Annotated in this window: 28 protein-coding genes and 1 pseudogene; 15 read left to right on the top strand and 14 right to left on the bottom strand. The window is 55.5% G+C overall.

The window, feature by feature from the left end; genetic code table 11:
• Window positions 1-636: 636 nt before the first annotated feature.
• Complete coding sequence (locus FZX09_RS01180; RefSeq protein ID WP_226399265.1) at window positions 637-1128, top strand: hypothetical protein; 492 nt, start codon at window positions 637-639, stop codon at window positions 1126-1128.
• 662 nt (window positions 1129-1790) lie between these two features.
• Here FZX09_RS01180 and FZX09_RS01175 read toward each other — a convergent pair.
• Window positions 1791-2021: a hypothetical protein gene (locus FZX09_RS01175; RefSeq protein WP_226399264.1), complete on the bottom strand. Its 231-nt coding sequence runs from the start codon at window positions 2019-2021 to the stop codon at window positions 1791-1793.
• 138 nt (window positions 2022-2159) lie between these two features.
• Between FZX09_RS01175 and FZX09_RS01170 the strand changes: the two genes are divergently transcribed.
• Together FZX09_RS01170 and FZX09_RS01165 are read left to right on the top strand one after the other, a co-directional pair.
• Window positions 2160-2357, top strand: a complete 198-nt coding sequence (locus FZX09_RS01170; protein ID WP_226399263.1) for a chlorophyll a/b-binding protein — start codon at window positions 2160-2162, stop codon at window positions 2355-2357.
• Window positions 2358-2514: 157 nt separating this feature from the next.
• On the top strand, window positions 2515-2673 hold the full coding sequence (locus FZX09_RS01165; RefSeq protein ID WP_226399262.1) for a hypothetical protein: 159 nt from the start codon (window positions 2515-2517) through the stop codon (window positions 2671-2673).
• Between the two features lie 80 nt (window positions 2674-2753).
• Here the strand turns inward: FZX09_RS01165 and FZX09_RS01160 are convergent, their stop codons facing one another.
• Genes FZX09_RS01160 through FZX09_RS11870 form a run of 4 tightly spaced genes read right to left on the bottom strand, consistent with a single transcriptional unit; the run spans window position 2754 to window position 3760 of the window.
• Window positions 2754-3182, bottom strand: coding sequence for a DUF427 domain-containing protein (locus FZX09_RS01160; RefSeq protein WP_370624140.1), 429 nt, complete (start codon window positions 3180-3182; stop codon window positions 2754-2756).
• A gap of 57 nt (window positions 3183-3239) precedes the next feature.
• The gene (locus FZX09_RS01155; RefSeq protein ID WP_226399260.1) at window positions 3240-3443 is read right to left on the bottom strand and encodes a hypothetical protein; all 204 of its coding nucleotides are present in this window, start codon (window positions 3441-3443) and stop codon (window positions 3240-3242) included.
• A 3-nt stretch (window positions 3444-3446) separates the two neighbouring features.
• Entirely contained in the window at window positions 3447-3638 is a 192-nt protein-coding gene (locus tag FZX09_RS01150) for a hypothetical protein (protein ID WP_226399259.1), read from the bottom strand.
• Window positions 3635-3760, bottom strand: coding sequence for a hypothetical protein (locus FZX09_RS11870; protein ID WP_255599574.1), 126 nt, complete (start codon window positions 3758-3760; stop codon window positions 3635-3637). The genes FZX09_RS01150 and FZX09_RS11870 overlap by 4 nt, the downstream gene beginning before the upstream one ends.
• 138 nt (window positions 3761-3898) lie before the next feature.
• On the opposite strand from FZX09_RS11870, the gene FZX09_RS01145 reads away from it, so the two are divergent.
• From FZX09_RS01145 to FZX09_RS01125, 5 genes and pseudogenes are all read left to right on the top strand, one after another.
• A complete protein-coding gene (locus FZX09_RS01145) occupies window positions 3899-4087 on the top strand; it encodes a hypothetical protein (protein WP_226399258.1) in 189 nt (62 codons plus the stop codon).
• 298 nt (window positions 4088-4385) lie between these two features.
• Complete coding sequence (locus FZX09_RS01140) at window positions 4386-4637, top strand: hypothetical protein (RefSeq protein WP_226399257.1); 252 nt, start codon at window positions 4386-4388, stop codon at window positions 4635-4637.
• 121 nt (window positions 4638-4758) lie between these two features.
• Complete coding sequence (locus FZX09_RS01135) at window positions 4759-5952, top strand: tyrosine-type recombinase/integrase (RefSeq protein ID WP_226399256.1); 1194 nt, start codon at window positions 4759-4761, stop codon at window positions 5950-5952.
• 481 nt (window positions 5953-6433) lie between these two features.
• Window positions 6434-6499: pseudogene (locus FZX09_RS01130) on the top strand (hypothetical protein); the annotation flags it as partial.
• 501 nt (window positions 6500-7000) lie between these two features.
• Window positions 7001-7267: a hypothetical protein gene (locus FZX09_RS01125; protein ID WP_226399255.1), complete on the top strand. Its 267-nt coding sequence runs from the start codon at window positions 7001-7003 to the stop codon at window positions 7265-7267.
• A 130-nt stretch (window positions 7268-7397) separates the two neighbouring features.
• On the opposite strand, the gene FZX09_RS11970 is transcribed toward FZX09_RS01125, so the two are convergent.
• Window positions 7398-7634, bottom strand: coding sequence for a helix-turn-helix transcriptional regulator (locus FZX09_RS11970; RefSeq protein ID WP_226399254.1), 237 nt, complete (start codon window positions 7632-7634; stop codon window positions 7398-7400).
• A 557-nt stretch (window positions 7635-8191) separates the two neighbouring features.
• Here FZX09_RS11970 and FZX09_RS01115 point away from each other — a divergent pair.
• Window positions 8192-8470 (top strand): DUF3764 family protein, encoded by a 279-nt coding sequence (locus tag FZX09_RS01115; RefSeq protein ID WP_226399253.1) that lies wholly within the window; start codon window positions 8192-8194, stop codon window positions 8468-8470.
• A 116-nt stretch (window positions 8471-8586) separates the two neighbouring features.
• Complete coding sequence (locus FZX09_RS01110) at window positions 8587-8901, top strand: DUF3303 domain-containing protein (RefSeq protein WP_186493488.1); 315 nt, start codon at window positions 8587-8589, stop codon at window positions 8899-8901.
• 56 nt (window positions 8902-8957) lie between these two features.
• Here FZX09_RS01110 and FZX09_RS01105 read toward each other — a convergent pair whose 3' ends face one another.
• On the bottom strand, window positions 8958-9191 hold the full coding sequence (locus tag FZX09_RS01105) for a hypothetical protein (protein ID WP_226399252.1): 234 nt from the start codon (window positions 9189-9191) through the stop codon (window positions 8958-8960).
• A 382-nt stretch (window positions 9192-9573) separates the two neighbouring features.
• On the opposite strand from FZX09_RS01105, the gene FZX09_RS01100 reads away from it, so the two are divergent.
• Window positions 9574-9903 (top strand): hypothetical protein, encoded by a 330-nt coding sequence (locus FZX09_RS01100; protein WP_226399251.1) that lies wholly within the window; start codon window positions 9574-9576, stop codon window positions 9901-9903.
• A 445-nt stretch (window positions 9904-10348) separates the two neighbouring features.
• Here FZX09_RS01100 and FZX09_RS01095 read toward each other — a convergent pair whose 3' ends face one another.
• The 4 genes from FZX09_RS01095 to FZX09_RS01080 all read right to left on the bottom strand — a co-directional run bounded on the left by FZX09_RS01095 (window position 10349) and on the right by FZX09_RS01080 (window position 12206).
• Window positions 10349-10573, bottom strand: a complete 225-nt coding sequence (locus tag FZX09_RS01095; protein ID WP_226399250.1) for a hypothetical protein — start codon at window positions 10571-10573, stop codon at window positions 10349-10351.
• A 65-nt stretch (window positions 10574-10638) separates the two neighbouring features.
• Window positions 10639-10833 (bottom strand): hypothetical protein, encoded by a 195-nt coding sequence (locus FZX09_RS01090; protein ID WP_226400378.1) that lies wholly within the window; start codon window positions 10831-10833, stop codon window positions 10639-10641.
• An 866-nt stretch (window positions 10834-11699) separates the two neighbouring features.
• Entirely contained in the window at window positions 11700-12002 is a 303-nt protein-coding gene (locus FZX09_RS01085) for a DNA-binding protein (RefSeq protein ID WP_226399249.1), read from the bottom strand.
• A gap of 9 nt (window positions 12003-12011) precedes the next feature.
• Window positions 12012-12206, bottom strand: coding sequence for a hypothetical protein (locus FZX09_RS01080; protein WP_226399248.1), 195 nt, complete (start codon window positions 12204-12206; stop codon window positions 12012-12014).
• Between the two features lie 402 nt (window positions 12207-12608).
• On the opposite strand from FZX09_RS01080, the gene FZX09_RS01075 reads away from it, so the two are divergent.
• Together FZX09_RS01075 and FZX09_RS01070 are read left to right on the top strand one after the other, a co-directional pair.
• Complete coding sequence (locus FZX09_RS01075) at window positions 12609-13526, top strand: histone deacetylase (protein ID WP_226399247.1); 918 nt, start codon at window positions 12609-12611, stop codon at window positions 13524-13526.
• Window positions 13523-14101, top strand: coding sequence for a pyridoxamine 5'-phosphate oxidase family protein (locus tag FZX09_RS01070; protein WP_226399246.1), 579 nt, complete (start codon window positions 13523-13525; stop codon window positions 14099-14101). Before FZX09_RS01075 ends, FZX09_RS01070 begins: the two co-directional genes overlap by 4 nt.
• On the opposite strand, the gene FZX09_RS01065 is transcribed toward FZX09_RS01070, so the two are convergent.
• From FZX09_RS01065 to FZX09_RS01055, 3 genes are all read right to left on the bottom strand, one after another.
• On the bottom strand, window positions 14102-14437 hold the full coding sequence (locus FZX09_RS01065) for a hypothetical protein (RefSeq protein WP_226399245.1): 336 nt from the start codon (window positions 14435-14437) through the stop codon (window positions 14102-14104).
• A gap of 55 nt (window positions 14438-14492) precedes the next feature.
• On the bottom strand, window positions 14493-15494 hold the full coding sequence (locus FZX09_RS01060) for a hypothetical protein (protein ID WP_226399244.1): 1002 nt from the start codon (window positions 15492-15494) through the stop codon (window positions 14493-14495).
• A gap of 405 nt (window positions 15495-15899) precedes the next feature.
• Window positions 15900-16427 (bottom strand): L,D-transpeptidase, encoded by a 528-nt coding sequence (locus FZX09_RS01055; RefSeq protein ID WP_226399243.1) that lies wholly within the window; start codon window positions 16425-16427, stop codon window positions 15900-15902.
• A 40-nt stretch (window positions 16428-16467) separates the two neighbouring features.
• On the opposite strand from FZX09_RS01055, the gene FZX09_RS01050 reads away from it, so the two are divergent.
• A complete protein-coding gene (locus FZX09_RS01050; protein WP_226400308.1) occupies window positions 16468-17181 on the top strand; it encodes a putative 2OG-Fe(II) oxygenase in 714 nt (237 codons plus the stop codon).
• A 42-nt stretch (window positions 17182-17223) separates the two neighbouring features.
• On the top strand, window positions 17224-17475 hold the full coding sequence (locus FZX09_RS01045) for a hypothetical protein (protein WP_226399242.1): 252 nt from the start codon (window positions 17224-17226) through the stop codon (window positions 17473-17475).

Raw genomic sequence — 17475 nt, 5'->3', positions numbered from 1 at the left:
GGATGGATCTGCCTGGTCTGGCCAGATCGTTGTCCTGAGGTGCCGCCTGCTAAACCGGATAAGAATCCTCATCCCTCCTGCACAAATCAAAGAGAGCGGGTCATCACCTCCCCTTAACGAGACGGTTGCTTCGTGAATCGCCCCTTATCGCATGGCTTTGAGGGTCACCCGCCTCACAAAAGAGCCGATCAGAGTGCTTGATGAGGCAGGAGACGGTGCAGCGCATCTGTGGCCAGGTCTTTGTGTGGTTTGGAGTCGTTGTTCTCGGGGTCTCTCTTTATAAATTCATCAGCGCTTTTTGGCTGGATGCTTCTCCTTGGCCTGAGTTGCAACTGGGTGCCGCTGGCTTGATCTTAGTTGCAGCAGGACGAATTTTTCGAAAATCAGCATTCATAACGACACTGCTGGCAAAATACAGCCCTTCAGCACGAGCTCGACGATCCTTCCTGATGACTGCTCTTGCATCATTCATCATGGGCTGCGATATTTTTACTGAAACTTTCTGTTCAGGACATTTATCGCTACAAGCATCTGCTTGGCGAAGGAAGAATTCTGGAGTATTTACAAGCCCTAATTCTTTTTACATCCGCCTGGATATCGTAGCTCATCTCCAAAGATCTCCGCAAGCGCTTTTCCATGCGCCTGCCTTCAGTAGTTTACACGATCATTTCTTTGATCATGCTGTTTGTTGGCCTCGAGGAGGTTGCCTGGGGGCAAATCCTGTTCGGCTGGAAAACACCTGAAAACATCGCTGCGGTGAACGCCCAAAACCAGATAACACTCCATAACTTTGAGTTCTTCCAGAACCACCTCGACCTCAATCTTTTCTTGGTCTCGATCGTACTTCTGGTGCTCGTCCTGTGGCGGCCTTCAATCCGATGGAAACGCACAACCTCTCTTATTAAAAATCGGATTTCCAGCAGCAACTTCTTCATCCCAAGATACTTCTGGCCTCTATTCTTCTGCGCCGCATTTCTATCTTATTTTGTGGCGACAGAATCGGAAACAGGAGTGGCGACTAATATCGATCAGGAGTGGGCAGAGTTTCTTCTATACCTGGCCGCTGGTCTGAATTTATTGAGGACCTATGTCCTTCTGGGTGACTTACGACCGCACCCAAGCCACTGAACAAATGTTCATGGCGCTTCCTGATCAGCCCTGATCACAGCGGTGTTGTTGCAAGCGATTCGCTCTGCCTTCGTCTTGGTCCTCGCCAGGGCAAGGGTTACAGGTGCAGATGCACAGCTGACCTAATCCAGCCGCAGCGGGCTTGATCCACAAGACACCAAGGGTATAAATCATTCGGTGCAGACAAAAAAAACCACCCCATCCTTGGGGCGGTCTCCATAGCCAAGGCAATCCCCATCACCCGGTGATCTGCACCACTCTTTGATGCAATAAAAAATAATACCCACCAGACACCATATACAGGGGAAGTTAATACTCACTTATGACTCTGGTGAACATGCGCATAGGAGCCAGATCAGGCAACGGAAGCACTGCACTTATCGCAGGGAAGCCTGCTGCTAAGGAGACACTAAATCTGGAGCAGTAGGTCAAAAAACCTTGGGATTGCGATGCTTCATGCTGAAGCCATTCTTAAAAGAGAAGCCATGATTTCTGGCCCATCTGCTCATTGCGCTGGGGAGTGCTCGACAGTCCCGACTATTGGACTGATGACGCACTGATGTCTGCAGTGCGTCCATTGACTCCAGAGGAACTTCACCACTTGGCCATCGGAACCCAACAGCGAAGGACTCGAGAACGCGGAGTTCTCAACACCCCTTGACTCAACCCCGATGGCTGAACCCAGCCAGAAGTTGATGAAACGGCGCAAACAGCTTGTCGAGCCAGGTGACTGAACGTCGACCAGCAGGCCGCCGCAAGACCGAGGCATGCAGCATCGGCCCGTTGGGTCCATAACCATCAAAGGCAATCAAGGCGTCTTGGGCTCCCTGAAGCTCCTCGTCGATTCGACGGGAGGAGAAGCGCCCGTGGGCTCGATTTCGTGACGTTGACATGACTGGGGCGAATGCATCTACCTCCGGTTTGGCCCCGAACCGAGCTGCTTGACAGCAGTTGGTGATGCTTCTTAGGGAGCCGAACCTATTTACAAACCGTTACGCAAGGCTTAACATTTCGAAAGATTTTAGCGAAAGATGGCTTCATCGACCCCCAACGACGACTGGTTCCAAAGCGCCGCAGCAGCGCAAATCCGTAACGAACGTTTCGAGCGAGCAGAGCTCCTCAATGGCCGCGCCGCAATGATCGGCTTTGTGGTGGGCGTGCTGACGGAAGCCCTGACGGGGCACGGGATCGTCAGTCAAATCACCTTTGGAGTATTCGGCTGCAACTGAACCGTTCAACTACTGCGGGGATGCTTTGGGAGTGCAGTTGCAAGCCTGCACTCACCCATCCCTTGACCTTGACAAGCTCTTACGAACATCTTTTTCGGCCGAATCGCTTGATGTCCCAAGCGTTTTACGCTAAAGATTATCAATTGGTTATGAAGTGATGAAGACAAGCACCGCCCATTCACGTCTCGAGTCCCTTCAGCTCGCAGCTGAGGAGTGCCAGACCCGCGAAGAAGCGCAAAAGATTCTGAGAAAGGCCGACAAGGCCCACGCCAAGCTGGAGTCCTCAGCAGCTCCCTTCCACCGTCTCAAGAACTGACGGGCCACTCAACCCTGCAGAAGACGAAGACATAAACCTCTGATTCGTGATTTGGATTGTTTCAACTCACTCCAACAATCTCAAATCAACTCGGGATGGTTTGTATCCCCCTTGAAGGGACCTTGGATCCATGGGCTGATCCAGCCGCCATAAAACTCGCCTGGCTGCGCCAAAACCATCTCTTCTTCCAACATGCAGGTATCAACGCGGCGGGGATAAACGCTGATCCACCCGGCCAAGAGAGAAAAGGCTTGCGTTGGATTGGAGTAACTCCATCCCGCGCGAATACGGCGATCGGTGCCATCAACAGCACTCACATCCCAATAAGACGCCACTCCTTTCCATTCACAGAACGAAGGCCGTCCCGTTGAGGGGTGGAACGTGCCGGGGTGAAATGCTGAAGGGTGCAGATAAATCGTGGGCGGGTGAAAGGTTTCACACACCCTCACGTAGCGCTGATCCTGGGCGATTGCCTGTCCTGCAATCCAGATCTCGACAGAACCGGACACCAGCTCAATCAGGGGAGGACGGGGATAGTTCGAAACATTTTCAACGGGGTGCATGGCCTAGCCCATGTTGAGCAGATAGTGCATGACGGCAACCCGATGGGACACAGCAATTCCCTCGGGGGAGTCGGGGCCGATCAACGCCTCAGGAACACGCTGAATGCGAGTGACCGGTTTGATCTCATAGGCCGTTCCCTCGGGAGCACCGGAGCCGCGACTGCGGTCCCAGATCCCACTGGCATCTCCCTTGTAATGCCCCGCCACCTGCTACAGATGGGCATAGAAATTGGGCCCCATGCGACAGACCACGATGGCCAAACAGGCATCAAAATCGTCGGACGACAGCACATTGATCCCATCACGGACAGCACGTTCATCGACACCGAGAACCATGTCCTCGATTGCTGTTTGACCCGTCAATTGCCAGCAACGGATGGTGACGGCGTCGTGTTGGCTCACTTTCTACGGGTGAGGTCACCGAAATCATCATCGTTGGGTTGCATAAATTGCCAGACGACAGGAACTGTGAGGATGACCGTCAGACCGATGGTGACCCAGATCGCTGCTGTGTAATCGCCCATGCCTATCAACCAGTCCATCGGACCCTACCCAGTTCGTGCTGAGCAAGCAGCCTGCATTGACGACAGAAAGGTCGCTTCTTAATTTCTCCAGACCAACCCACGAGCCAAATGCGCCGATTCCTGACGGCTGGATTGCTCTTGGGCACGCTGGTCCCAGCGGGACAAGCAGCTGTTTTCACCGTGAAGCCAGGCACGGCGTTTTATTCCAAGCCCCAAGCCAACCGGGATTTTCTTCTACCGCTGCCGGAGGTCCGTGTTCACGTTCCAGCACTGAAAGACACCGCTGGCTTCTGCCAGTTCAAGCTGCTCTACAAGATTGTCGATTGAGAGAACACCGAGCTACCAGCAGCCGGCTGGGCCCGTTGCGTCTCAATCGACGAGCTTGTTCCGAACTGACGCCAAGATGTTCTGCCTCAGCGATTCCTTGAACACGCGAGTTACGCCTGGACATGCCCTCGCCACAACCTGGTCATGCTTCACAAGGTCGCTGCCACCACACTTCATTTGGGGAACAAGACACCTCTCACACGCGGCCCAAGGGCTTCCGGAGGCCTTTTCATCAAGGCTCAAACGAGACCAGCAAGCCTCATCGTGAGATAATTAAGCAATCCTTAAGGGCTGGCGGATGGGTTATTTCGCAAGGCCTCTCAGCGCGCAGGAAATCAAGCAGGGCTACGCCCTGCTCAACCTGATGGAGCATCTGGATCGTGAAATGGACCTGCTCAATCAGCAGCGAATCCGCGTCGGGCCAACAACCCAGGAAGGGCAGCGGCTCACCCAGATCAAGCAGAGCCATCTGCGCAAACTGCAGAGCTGCATCAGCGAACTGAACACCAGCGGCTTCAACGACTGGTTGCTGCACCAGCAGCCTGCATAACAAGGCCAACACTGGGGCTCTCCAGACGATCACTCAGTTTTCGCAGTGTTACTACGTCGTCAAGTGTCGGCAGGTGTCAGCAGATGCTTGACGCCTTTGGCACAGCTTTGGCACGCTTCAGGTGGCAACCGGCCTCATTCACTTGCCCCGCGTTTCTGAGACAGAAAGCTGGATCAAGCCCTTCCGCCGTCAGATCGCAGAGACCTGCGGAGAGAGCTGGTACGTCCGCAACAACCGCGGCCGGATTCGCTTAGTAGTCCGTGATGCGGGGACTGTTTCACTCCCGTTTGAGTGGACTGCGCGTGGTTCTGCGCTTGCGTTGCCCCGCATCCAACAGATCTTCAAGCGCTGGAACGGTGGACAGATCACCCTTGCCGCGGCCGCACAAAACGCCGACACCTCCAGCAGTCACCAGAAGCTGGATTTCAGCCAGTTAATCGAGACTTACCGGGAGTTCGTCCCCAACGCTGGCGACAAGACCTGGGAGGGCTTTTATCTGCCTGTGCTGCGCAACTGCGCCAAGGCATTCGAAGGCCGACCCCCAGTGGACGGTGAAGCGTTAGCGATGCAATGCCTGGCCCAATGGGAACAGGGCACAAGGATGCGCCAGATGTGCCGGCAGAAGCTCTACAGCTTCCTGAACTGGGCGGTGCAACATGGACACCTAAAGCCCATTTACTTCCCCCCTGCGACGCTCCCAGAGACCCTGAAGCCAAAGCGCATCGGTTACCCCCTCAGTGATGCGCAGATCCTCCAGATCCTCGACAACCTGCCTCAGGGTGAAAAGCACAACCGCTGGCGGTTCGCCATTCAGCTCTGTTCCGTCTACGGCCTGCGCCCTGAGGAGTTGCGGTATCTCCGGATTAAGGACGGAGCAAACAGGGCAGAACTCTGGACGATTTATCAGAAGTCGATGGGGGGAACGAAGGGAGCCAAGACGCAACCGCGCAGGCTGCACCCCTTGTTGGTGCGCGATGCAGATGGGTCTGCGATCAACTGGAACCTGCAAAGCCGATTGCAGGTGGGCGAGAAATTGCCGCCGTTGAACAGTGAAGGCAACGGCAGCGAGGCATTAAGTCGTTATCTGCGCCGGCGGACGGTTTGGTTGTCGATGCGTGAAGACGCCAAGCGACAGGGTGAGCAGCTCACCCCCTATTCATTCCGGCATCGCTACGCCAAGGGGATGCACGCTGCCAATATCCCCATCGCCAACATCAGCGAGGCAATGGGGCACACCATCGAAGTGCACCTGAAGAGCTACGCCCGGTTCAAGCCAAACGCGACGGCAGACCTCGTGGCAGCGGTCAACGTCTGACTGATTAGCCAGGCTTCATTAATTAGCCGAACACGCCTCGCAGCAAAAAGTGAAAAAATAGATACATAACGACCCCGATTGAGAGCGCTGGAATAGTCAATCCCATAGCCATCTCCTATATCAATAAAACCTTAATAGGCTGATTGCACTACCTCTGCATCATTGATCACATAAAACTTTTAGGAGTATTAATACTTAGGCTGGTCGTTCAGATCTTCGATTCATGCAATGTAATTTTGTGGCACTTGGCACAATCACGCCATGCTTGCTGAGGCCATGATTTCCATGTCAACGGTTTACTCATGGACTCCCAACAAAAGGAATGCCACGAATTGAGCAAACAGCTCGCTGTCTATCGCGCATTCAACAATCAAAGCGCTGTAGCAGCAATCATGCGACAAATGGCTGTTTCGCATTGCCCTATCGAAGCATCCAAGTACCAGTAAGAAATTTCGGTGGGCACTAAAAGTCGGGTCATAGTGCCAGGAACCCAAAGGTGTCGACCCTGTTCCAGGTCGCTGACGTCGATACAGTCGTCATCAACTAGGTCAACGCCGACCTAGTGAGTCACATCTTTCCAAGGGCATGAACTGTCACCTCGGCCAGACTGTTAACACCCATGGTCTGTTCAGGCATGGAATTGCTTGGCTTCCTTTTGGCCGTCCTGGCGATTGCTTTTGTTGTCGCCAAGGTGGTCTTCAATCGAGAAGTTCAGAAGGCCAAAAGCACGAGGCACATAAGGACGCCTGTCTTCCGTGAGCCTCGTTCCTCAGACCCCAAAGCAGAGGGTTCTGAGACACCGATACCTGAGGCTTCAGAGCTTTCAGCAAAGCCCCCCAAGCCGTCTGAACCGCCTCTGGTAGAGACCGTCAAGTCTGATCACGATTGGTATTTCGGACCCGAGTGCGCTGGCAAGGCCTCCGGTGAGATCCTCGGAATGATGTTTCCTCAGACGCTTGTCGATGGAAAGCAGACTTGGGAGGTTCTCCAAGAGGCCCCGGAGAACAAACACGATCTTGATCTCATGCTGGCCTGTTGCAAGGCGGAGATGGAGTCGGCTCAGATCAACCGGTGGTTCCCTGCACCTACCTACTTCAAGCGGGTGTCGATCATCCTGCGCAAGCAGAAGGATTACGCCCGCGAGATCGGAATCATTCAGCTTTATTGGCAGCTGTGTGATCGGGTTTATGAAACCAAGAGAAAGGATGGAGCCCGTGCGCAGCTGATGGCCCAGCACTCGGGACTGAAAGCTGGTTTTCAAAAGCGCTACGACAAGGCCAAGCTCTTGTTGGAGAAGCAAAGGGCAAAGGATTAAACGTCAATCACGTTGGGTGTTCCAAGGTCCGAATCCCTACCGCTGACATCCTTGGCCTCAGCCTTAATTGGCTAATGAGAAGGCGTTGCTGGAGCCTCTCGTAGAGGGCCGATCAATGTGTTCAGGTGAATTAAATGCCTGCTCTGATGGCAATGAGAGCAAGTTTCACTCTGTCTGTCTCGCCAACCTTTTGACGGATTGCCCGAAGGTGGCTTTTGCATGTCTCCTCTGAGATGAAAAGCTCCTCGGCTATATCGCTGTTGCCGAGTCCTCTGCCTACTTGAGTCAGCACCGCTCGTTCTTTGTCAGTCAGCTCGGCGATGGAGGCAAGAGCGCCTTTAACCCACTGCGCATGCACGGTGGCCATCGCGGGCTTGAAGTGACAGAGCTTCTGCTATTGCTCGCTGTAGAGCCAGCCCTCACCACCAGGCTTCTGGGGCGGTTCGTGGTTGCTGCGGTCCTTATTCGCCATGGGGCGAAGTCTGGCGAGCGGGGAAGACTCACGGCAGATAGAAAACGACCCACCTGGAAAAGGAAGTGGGCTGGGCTCCTGAAGCTTGTTAGCGACGTAACGAACGAATCTTCTGCTCAAGTTTGATCAGCATCACAGTCCACCTACCCGACAGGACAAGCCAGCAGGCAAGCCCGGCCACAACTATGAATGTGATTACCCCCGTCCCTATGAATAAAACGTCGCGTCTGCATCCTTCAACTGCTGGGTCGCAGGAAAGAGAGAGCCCCTGCCCTCCAAACCCACCATGGTTCCCATACCCTCCCATCAGCTGAGCTTCAGTGAGCTTCTATCAGCAGTATCGACACCTGAAGAAGCGATGCAAGCTCTGGGCACCGACGTGGCAAAAGGAAGTGGGCTGGGCACCAGAGGCTGGCTAAAAGTGATCTGTCGCGATTCCACGTGTCCTAGCCATGACTGAGACAACTGTTCTGGACTTCAAGCTCAGCAACACGTTTGAGGAATATCGCGCACATATGAATGCTCCTGAGCAGCAAGCTATGTTTGCCGAGATGGGAGTAAAGACCTTCTTTATTGGTGTCTTCAAGGACGACCCCAAAAGAGCGACAGTGATGTTTCAAGGACCCGAAGACGTCCTCTACAACATCTTCACGAACCCAGAAACCAAACCGATTGTTGAAGCTTCTGGTCATGTCTATGAAGGCACCGTGATCACCCGTTGGCTTGCGTGACAGCCCTTAAAGAGCATGAACGAGATGGGCTGGGCGCCTGAGGCTGGCTGAGGTCGTCTGCGCTGCATGGTGTTCAAGATTTCAGTGCTAGAAGACGACTTCACTTTTGAGATCAGATGCAGCTCTACAACGTCACTTGGCAGTTCCCCGAGATCGAAGGGCAAAAGGCTGCCTACGCCAAGTTGATTGAGTACATGGCTAGCGGCGCTGAAGGTGATCACATTGACGGCTTCGAGTTGATCAGCCGCACGCACTGTCCTCAAACCGGCAGTGGCGTAGTGATCTGCAAAGCGGAAAGCAGCATGGTTCTGTTCAAGCACTTCGCTCCTTGGCGCGCGATGTTCGGCGTTGAATTCGACATGCAGCCTGCTTTCACCGATGAGGAAGCCTGTGCATGCCACAAGGAGTTGTTCGAAATGATGGGCGCCTGAATCAGGCTCACGCCTTGAAAAGTGCTTTTGCAGCCCCTGCCTTCGGCGGGGGTTGATCAGCCGCCAATCCGTTGCCACCGGGCCATGAAGGCTGCGTCGGCGCCGAAGCCGCCCTCGACTAGGGCCCGGCATCTGCGGCGATCAGCAGCGTTCTGCTCTGGGGTGTGATGTTGCGCCTGAAGGCGTTGCTGCTGGCGGAGGCATGACCAGCGGGGCTGTTCGAGGAGGTCGTTCTCGATCTCGGCCCGTGCTGGGTTCCGGCGACGGGGTTTGGGGCGATGAGTCGCCACGGGTTCAACCGGGGCAGTGTTCGGCTGCGAACGCTGCATCGCGCCGCGCTTGATCGAGGGTTATTTCGAGGTGACGTTCACGGGCGAGGCAGTCCTCGACCTGTTGCCAGTCATTGGTGCGAGCGAACCACTGAGCGCGAACTCCCTCCCATCGGATGGCGGATTAGAGCAATTCAACGTGTGACTCCTTTTGAGCCTGCAGTGCGCTGACCACTGGGATCTGGGCGACTACTCCAGTCTGGCGAGGACGATTTACCCAAAAGAGGGATTAGAGCCATCGGAAATATCACTCAGCTGGAACGGAGATGCACAAGGACTATGGCTTTCTTGGAAATAATAGATAAATTTATGCAATGAATAGACTTCAGCTGCAACCAGCAACATGAATTTCTACTTCTTCGCCACCATCCATCACTGGTCATGGTGTCGCTTCAAAAAAGGAAAATTTATCGAAGATGAAAGCTATGAGTGGAGAGACGCAGTGCTGGACCGTAGGCTGGGGGTAAGAATACGAGAAACAAAATACTTAACTTTCTTCAGAGAGATTCGATACAAGCAAAGAGAGCATAATTATTGGATTGAAAAGGCTGGTGGATGGAGAATTAAGATACCTTTTTGCAAAACATATGAGGAGACAAGGATTGGCAACTGGATACTGCTTGATTTGCCTTTGTTGATATTTGCTATTTGGCTTATGTTTTCGCATTCCTAATCTCTGAGCTCCCTCCAACCAGATAGGGAATAAAAACAGCTAAATAAATCCCTCGGAATGGTGACGCAATTTCCTGATGACCTTTCAATGGTGTGCTTTCGGGGCGAGATTTTTCTTTTACACCTCAAGGTTTGCAGCTTCCAATTCTGGATCTAAGCTCGATTCATGCAGAAGCCACGTGTATGGTTGAAAAGGCTTGCCTTTACCGGTCAGTTGACATTGATTGGCGTAATGATGTTTGGCGTCCTAAGTATATTTTTTGAATGCTATAAGGGCAGACATCCCCCCTTCCGTGAAGTGCCTGAATACTGTTCTAAATAAGTTAAGTAAAACCTTTTTCCAGACAATCATTACCAGCATCACCCCGTCGCAAGGCGGTTTTTTTTACATGGACCACCAAGGAAGCTGGCGAAAGTCACTGACTTGATCAAGTGAATCCAAGCTTTTACTTCTGGCCCCAGTTGAATCCGAACCGCTGCTGAGCAGATGCCTCCATCTCCTTGCGGATCTGCTGCATCGCTTCGCGAGCAAATGCCTTTTCATTCTCCTGTGCAGTAATGATCTGCTTCGTAAGAGCACGGAGCTTTTCAATGTCCTCGCAGCCATCGACCTCTCTGAAGGCTGCTTCCAAATGAAACCTTTGCTCAACTGACAAGTGATGATTGGTCATTAGAGATACATAAAGGAGTTGCAGCCCTGCTGATATGGCAAGGCTGCTGATCAGTCGGTGATGACTCAGGCTGCAGAAATGCTGTATGGAGCTTCAGGGGCGCTGGTGGGCATGGGGTCGAGCTTGCCTTGTGCCAATGCTTTGGCGCGGACATACATCTGACTTGATGTGGCACCAGCTGCTTCCATTGCCTTGGCGACGATGGTCCAGTTACGAACTTCGGTAGACATTTGAGGCTGAATTGAAGACGCAATAACCATCGCCAGCCAACAGACATGGCGGTGACGGTGAAAACCGCCAAGGGACCGAACACGCGAAACGAGAAGTTCGCTGCTATGTACCTGGTTTCTCCGAGTGTTCGTCTGGCTTTGGGCGGTAACGAGACATGGCACATAACAGGCCAAAACGCCTGTCTTGCGTTACCACTGCATCACCAGCGCAACAGCGGGGAATACTCAAGGCAGTCACGTCTGGCCCATGCCTCAAGACACCCGCATTGCTCTGTTCCTATCCAGCCTTTCGATGCCAAAAGGAACACCCATGAGTTCAGAACCTACTTGAGGTGTATCGAGCGACAACACTCCTGGATTTACTCTCACCAGATAAATAAAGTTACATGAAGTGTGTATCGATATCTGTAGGTACTTGAACTCAAGTACATGAAGTTTCTGTTACATCTAGTGGGAGACTGGCTTCTGTGCCGATAGACACTTATTTGGAATTACAGAATCCCTTAATATTCTTCGCATCCCTCATCATGGGCTCTGCCCTCCTTCCCATGGCTTCATCCAAGAAGGAACTTGCGCTGCTTGGCGGCACCTTCATCTTTGGCTTGAGTGCTCTTGAGATGGTTCTGAGAATTGGCGGATATTGAGTAGAGGATCTTCCTCATCCTGTGTGCGATAGTCCGGCATCACGCCAAGGTGGTAGCAAATGAGTCGCTATCCATCTACCGACAAAACATCCCCCCGTCAGACAAATGTCCCCCCGGAAGTTTGGCGCGCTGTTTGAAGAGTCTTGGAATAGAAACCCTCATTCATTTTTGAAGGCGAGAGGAGCGCATCAGGAGGCAAGTTCCCCATCTCAATCAAGGTTTGAAAAGACGTTCTTTCGTCTCGCTGATCCCTCATGACCCTGCCCTCACATGCTGGGCATCGCTAAAAGTCTCAATGGAATCCTGCTTTACCTTCTTAGAAGCAGCACGACGCTTGGCTTCAGCCGTCACCAGATCTTTGGTGCGCTGCGCCATTGATTCACGGATGGCCGTGATGTTGTAGACGACGGGGCCACCAGCGGTGCCAGTGGCAAAGATGTAGTGATCTCCTGGCAGGAGCCTGCGATCACGACGCATGGTTCTGAGGGTGCCGTGCTTTAACGCCAGAAGCTCCGCAGCTTCTCGCTCATGCACCCATTGCTGGGCGGGATCCATCGATAGGGGTCAGTTAGATCCCTTCGCCTTGGCAGCTACTTCGTCGAGCAACGCGACTGCTTCCTTTGAATAGAGCAGCACTCCTGTTGGAATGCAGTCCCGCTCCAGGGCCAAATCCTGAATCTTCTTCGGGATACGGATGGTGACTCCATTCCACCGGATGGTGGTTCTGGATTCGTGATGATGGCGAGACGGACGCGGCAAGTTCTGAGCTTCCAGTGAAGGGGGGGGGGAACAGAACCGCCTGTCGTGCAACACCTGAAAAGGGGTCCGCGTCACCTCCGACGCGCCGACACCACATGAGGTGATGTCAGGTAGGGACCAGGGAGACCCTGGCAGGAGAACGGCAAGGCAGAACCTTGTGCGTTTATCTCTCGGTAATTTGACGGTACCTGGTGTTGTTTGCACGGCGCAACGTGTCGGGAGAAAGTCGTGCCAAAGGGATCGAATCTTCTGACGCCATTTGGCACCGCTTTGGCACATACGATCTGAGTGATTCTTAAAAACTTTGGTCTAAACTGGGATCTGGGTCATTAGGTATGTTGCTGCACCAGCAGCCTGCCTGACCCTTGAATGGAGCGGAGCCATCCCGGGTGAGACAGCCCCTTGCCGCTTCCAGTCGTTTACCACCCGCACTACTCCGCGCCGCTGCCGAGCACCCATCGCTTTCCGATGGCGAAGTTCCGGCTGCTGCATCAACTACTGCTGGAGCAGGGAGTGGTGCAGGCCGACCAGGTGCATCGGCCCTTGAGCATCGCGCGCAAGGATCTGGAAAGCGTTCATCCCCGCTCGTATCACGAAGCCTTCAGCCGTGATCGCCTGACCCGTCCCGAGCAACGTCGCATCGGGCTTCCAGCCACGCGCCCTTTGGTGCAGCGCACCTGGCTCGCCGTGGGCGGCACCCTATTGACGGCACGGCTAGCTCTCGAGCGGGGCTTGGCCTGTCATCTGGCGGGTGGCACCCACCATGCCCACCCCGGCTTCGGGAGCGGCTTCTGCATCTTCAATGACTGTGCTGTCGCCGCACGGGTGTTGCTGGGTAAAGGAGAGGTGCGGCGAATTCTGATCGTGGATCTCGATGTGCACCAAGGGGATGGTTCAGCAGCCTGCTTTCAACACGACCCAAGGGTGACCACTCTTTCTGTGCACGCCGCCAGCAATTTCCCCTTGCGCAAAGTGCAAGGAGATCTCGACGTCCCCCTCGCCGATGGCACCAGCGATGACGACTATCTCGCCGCCATTGCCGACCGGTTGCCCGATGCCTTGGACACCATCGCGCCGGATTTGGTGTTCTTCAACGCAGGCGTCGATCCCCATCGCGATGATCGGCTCGGCCGACTCTCCCTCAGCGATGCGGGATTGAACATGCGAGATCGGCTCGTGCTCGATGCCTGTCTGCGCCGGAGGATTCCAACCGCAACGGTGATAGGTGGCGGCTATGACACCCTCACGCCCCTGGTGCAGCGCCACGCCATCGTGGTTCGAGCTGCTGCCGAGCAGGCTCGCTTGTTTGACCTTCTATGACTGAGGGAATCTCTGAGGCAATACCCCCATGGAGACCTCTGCTGCGCGCGGCCATGCAGCGGGAGGGACCCTCCGTAGCCGCCCGCTGGGTGCAACTGGCCACAACGGGACTGGATGGCGCACCCCGGGTGCGGACCCTGGTGTTCCGCGGCTGGGCCGGAGCCAAACAGCTCGAACTGTTCAGCGATCAGCGCAGCGAGAAGGTGAAGGAACTCGCCAACGATGGAGCTTCTGAACTGTGCTGGTTGTTCCCAAAAGCCCGCCAGCAGTACCGGCTACAGGGGAAGGTGAAGCTGATCACTGCCTCCGAGCAACCTGAGCTTTGCCAGCAGCGCTGGCAAAAGCTCTCGGATACGGGACGGGCTGTCTGGGGGTGGCCCACCCCGGCAGATCCGCTAGACCCCACGGGGGCATTCCCCGAACAACTCGCTGAGACTGCGCCGCTGCCAAAGCATTTCGTGGTGCTGAGGCTTCACGTGGACACTGTCGAGCGGCTCAACCTCGGCCCCCATCCCCATCAACGCACGCTTTGGCGCGCGGACACGCTCTGGCGAGAGCAGCCGCTGAACCCCTGATCACCACCATCGCTCCACACGACCTACGGAGGGCCGGCCCGGTTCGCTGGGCACCGTCACCACCGACAGCCGCTGCAGATCTCGGCGGTAATCAAAGCGGCAGAAGCCAAAGCCTGTGCCAGAGCAGGCAGAGAGGCTTTCGAGCGCAACAGATGCCCATTGCCGCTCCTCGGGCGTAGGCGTTTTTTCCGGGGCAGGACGCCAGCCATCGGCAATCAGGTGGCTGTTCGCCTCGAGGATGGTTTGCCTGGCACTGAGCTGCGGCTCAGGTCTGGCGAAGGCAGACCCGCCCATCAACCAGGGCAGCAACAGCGACAAGACAACACAACATGCCATGGAGGGGCTCATCCCTCTCTGCCCTAGCAATGGATCACGGCGCTGACCACAGGGGTCAGCCTGCGGTGAACTGAGCGAGGGGCTGAATGCTGAGGGCGATCACCACACTCACCAAAACGCCAACGGCGGCTTTCCAGAGATCCGAACCGATGACCTTGATAGCACTGCCCGCCTCCCGGTTGGTGAAAAGAACGTCTGAGGCTTGTTGCTTGATCCGCAAGGCCAATTCACGGCCGCCTATTAAGCCCAAAAACACCCAAGTGGTGCTGAGGGGGAAGCTGGAGAGGAATGCCTTGTAGAGCAGGCAAAGACCGAACAAAAAATCGATAAGCGTTGCCGAGCGCAGATCGGAACTGTTGGTCTTGGTGCGGAGCACGGCCTGAATCGGCCCACCCCCGGTGGCCACAAGAACACAAGTTCCTACGCAGAGCACCAGCGTGCAGATGAGCATCGGGACGAGGTGCAACTGGCGCGGCAAGAACACAAAAATGTTGGCCAGGTCCTGCACCAGCCACATGCACCAGAGAAACCCGGTGGAGAACCACTGCAGGCCATACCAAACCTTGCTGGGGTCTTTGCCGTCCTGGGAACTGCAGAACACCCATCGCTCCAGCGACCACAATCCCAGGCCGTAAGCCGCCAGGCCGACGCCGAAGGCAAGGCCGTACCCCGTAAGAGAGCTGCTGAGCAGCGTGCCGATGTTGGCGGGCATGAACGATGACAACACCAGAAACGAGGTGCTCACCGGTGCTCCCCACTGGGTCAAGGCCACAACAGCGAGGGGTGGAAGCACATAGACCCAGGTGAACGGCTCGGGCCAGGGAAACTCCTTACCAGGCACACTGAGCCGCCCCCACGTGGGATCACCATTGTTGAAGAACCAGCCCAACAGCAGAACTCCACAGGTCACAGTGCAGATGAACAGCATCTGCACGGGCTTCGGCGTGCGTTTCCGGTTGGAGGAGAGATAGGTGCCGAGGGTCTGGAGCGAGTCGTTCGCCACCACGGAATAGGCCGCCAGCAGGAATCCAACGATCATCCAGATGCTGACGTCCATGAATCCGATCAAGACGATGGATCGACTCCGTTGTCGTAAGCCTCAGGAGGAAGGACGATGCTCCGGGCCAACCAGGTATTTGATGGACGAGGAATGTTGTGTGGTCGACGGTGATGCATCACCGGAGCGATTCGACCACAAAAGCACGTTGACGGATGAATAAGAATTCAGCAATACACAACCAATTTTCTTAAGAACGAGCGGATTTTGCCCCAGCTAAAGCAGAAGCCAAATCGGAGTTCCCGTCGGGCATCGCTCGGCCCGGCTTTCAAGCCCAATAGTGGCTTGAAAGACGCATCATGAGCCGAAAAAACGAGATTGCAGGGAAGACGGCGACGATTTTTCGACATTCACAAATTCCGTTCGAGACCGAACCTGGGACGGCTGCAGCTGAATGCCTAGACATCAGTTCAACACCTTCAGGGTGCGAATCCCAGAGGCCTTGACCCAACTGGCCAAGGCGTCGATGTCTGCGTGCTTGGGAATGCAGATGCAGCCTGTGCCGGGATAACACCGGTGAATTCCAAAGGCACTGCGGGTGGTATCGAAGCGAGGGGTCAGGTCGAACCAGAGGTCATTCCCCCACGGCTCCGGACGCCCCAGGCTGTACCTGTCGACGGGCAAAGGGGCTGCGTTGCCGGGGCTCCAGCGGCGATCAGCGCTCTGGCGCCCGGCCAAACCACTGGCTGCTGGCCAGCTGGCCAGCAAGCGCGCACCGCGATGCAATTCAACCTTCCAGATGCGGTTGCCGTCTGGGAACAGCTCGGCCGTTCGGCGGGTGCTGAGCTGCAGCTCATCGCCCTGCAGCAGCACTGTCGTTGGCCCCCGTTGCCCAGGAAGATCAGAGGCTGCCGCAGCAACACAGCTTCCAAGCAGCACAGGCAGCAGGAGGGCGTGTCGCAGCATCACGATCAACATGAACGGTGGTCCCACTTTGGGGCTGCCACGATGGCCTGCAGCAGACCAATCAGTGGTGGACGTTCTCGATCTGTTTCCCCGCTCAATCCTTCGGGGCACCCTGCCGGATCCCCTACTCCAGCAGCTGACTGCGCTGAGCGAAAGCGTTCTCGCCCACCCTGATGCCAGCCCCGATGCATCGGCGAAGCTGGCAGGTCAGCTGCGTCAGCAGCGCGAACTAAGGCCTGATCAACCCGGCGTGCAGGAGCTCAGCAACGACCACCTGCTGCCGGCCTGTGATCGCTGGATCCGCCATGTGATGGACCGTCAACCTCCCCAGGGTCGCGGCCCCTGGGTTCCAGGTCGCTACCGCTTGCAGATGATTAATCTCTGGCTCAATTGCCAGACCGCAGGTGACTACAACCCCACCCACACCCATGGCGGCAGCTTTTCAGGAGTGATCTTTCTGAAGGTGCCACCGCAGATCAACGCCAACAGTTTTGATGGCCAACTCTGCTTCCACGGTCCGGAAGACTGGCACATTCAGTCGTTCCGCACCGGCATGGCGCACTATGTGCTGCCCGTCCCCGGTGAGTTCTACGTGTTCCCGGCCTGGCAACCCCATTCCGTGATGCCCTTCCGCGGCGATGGGGAACGCTGGTCGCTGGCCTTCAATGTTGTTGCAGCGCCGGGTGTTGCACCAACAGCAATGCAGCAGCCCGCCACCCAACAGCAACCTCTGGGCAACGTCTCCCTCTCCAGTCAGCGGCCCACGGCCAAAGGCTTTTGAAGAGAACTGTCAGAGTCTTCCGATTGCATCTGTTCAGGATTCATGGGTGACTCCGAGCCGCTCCAGCAGGCCAAAGCGATCGCATCAGCACTGGAGCAGTTGGCCGACCAACTGCTCCCTGAGGTGATTCGTGCAGCACGGCTGAATGACGACGGACGCCGTGATCTCGACCGGATCGAGTACGCCCTGGGGACCATCGGCAAGGCCTTGATCCTGACGGACTATTCCATCGACGAAGAGAAGGACATCGACAAACTCAAGGCCTTCCGAGAGTCGCAGAAGGGAATGGGCTGA

Source organism: Synechococcus sp. MU1643 (assembly GCF_020514095.1).
Classification (GTDB): Bacteria; Cyanobacteriota; Cyanobacteriia; order PCC-6307; family Cyanobiaceae; genus Parasynechococcus.
This window is presented reverse-complemented; position numbering and strand designations above follow the sequence as displayed.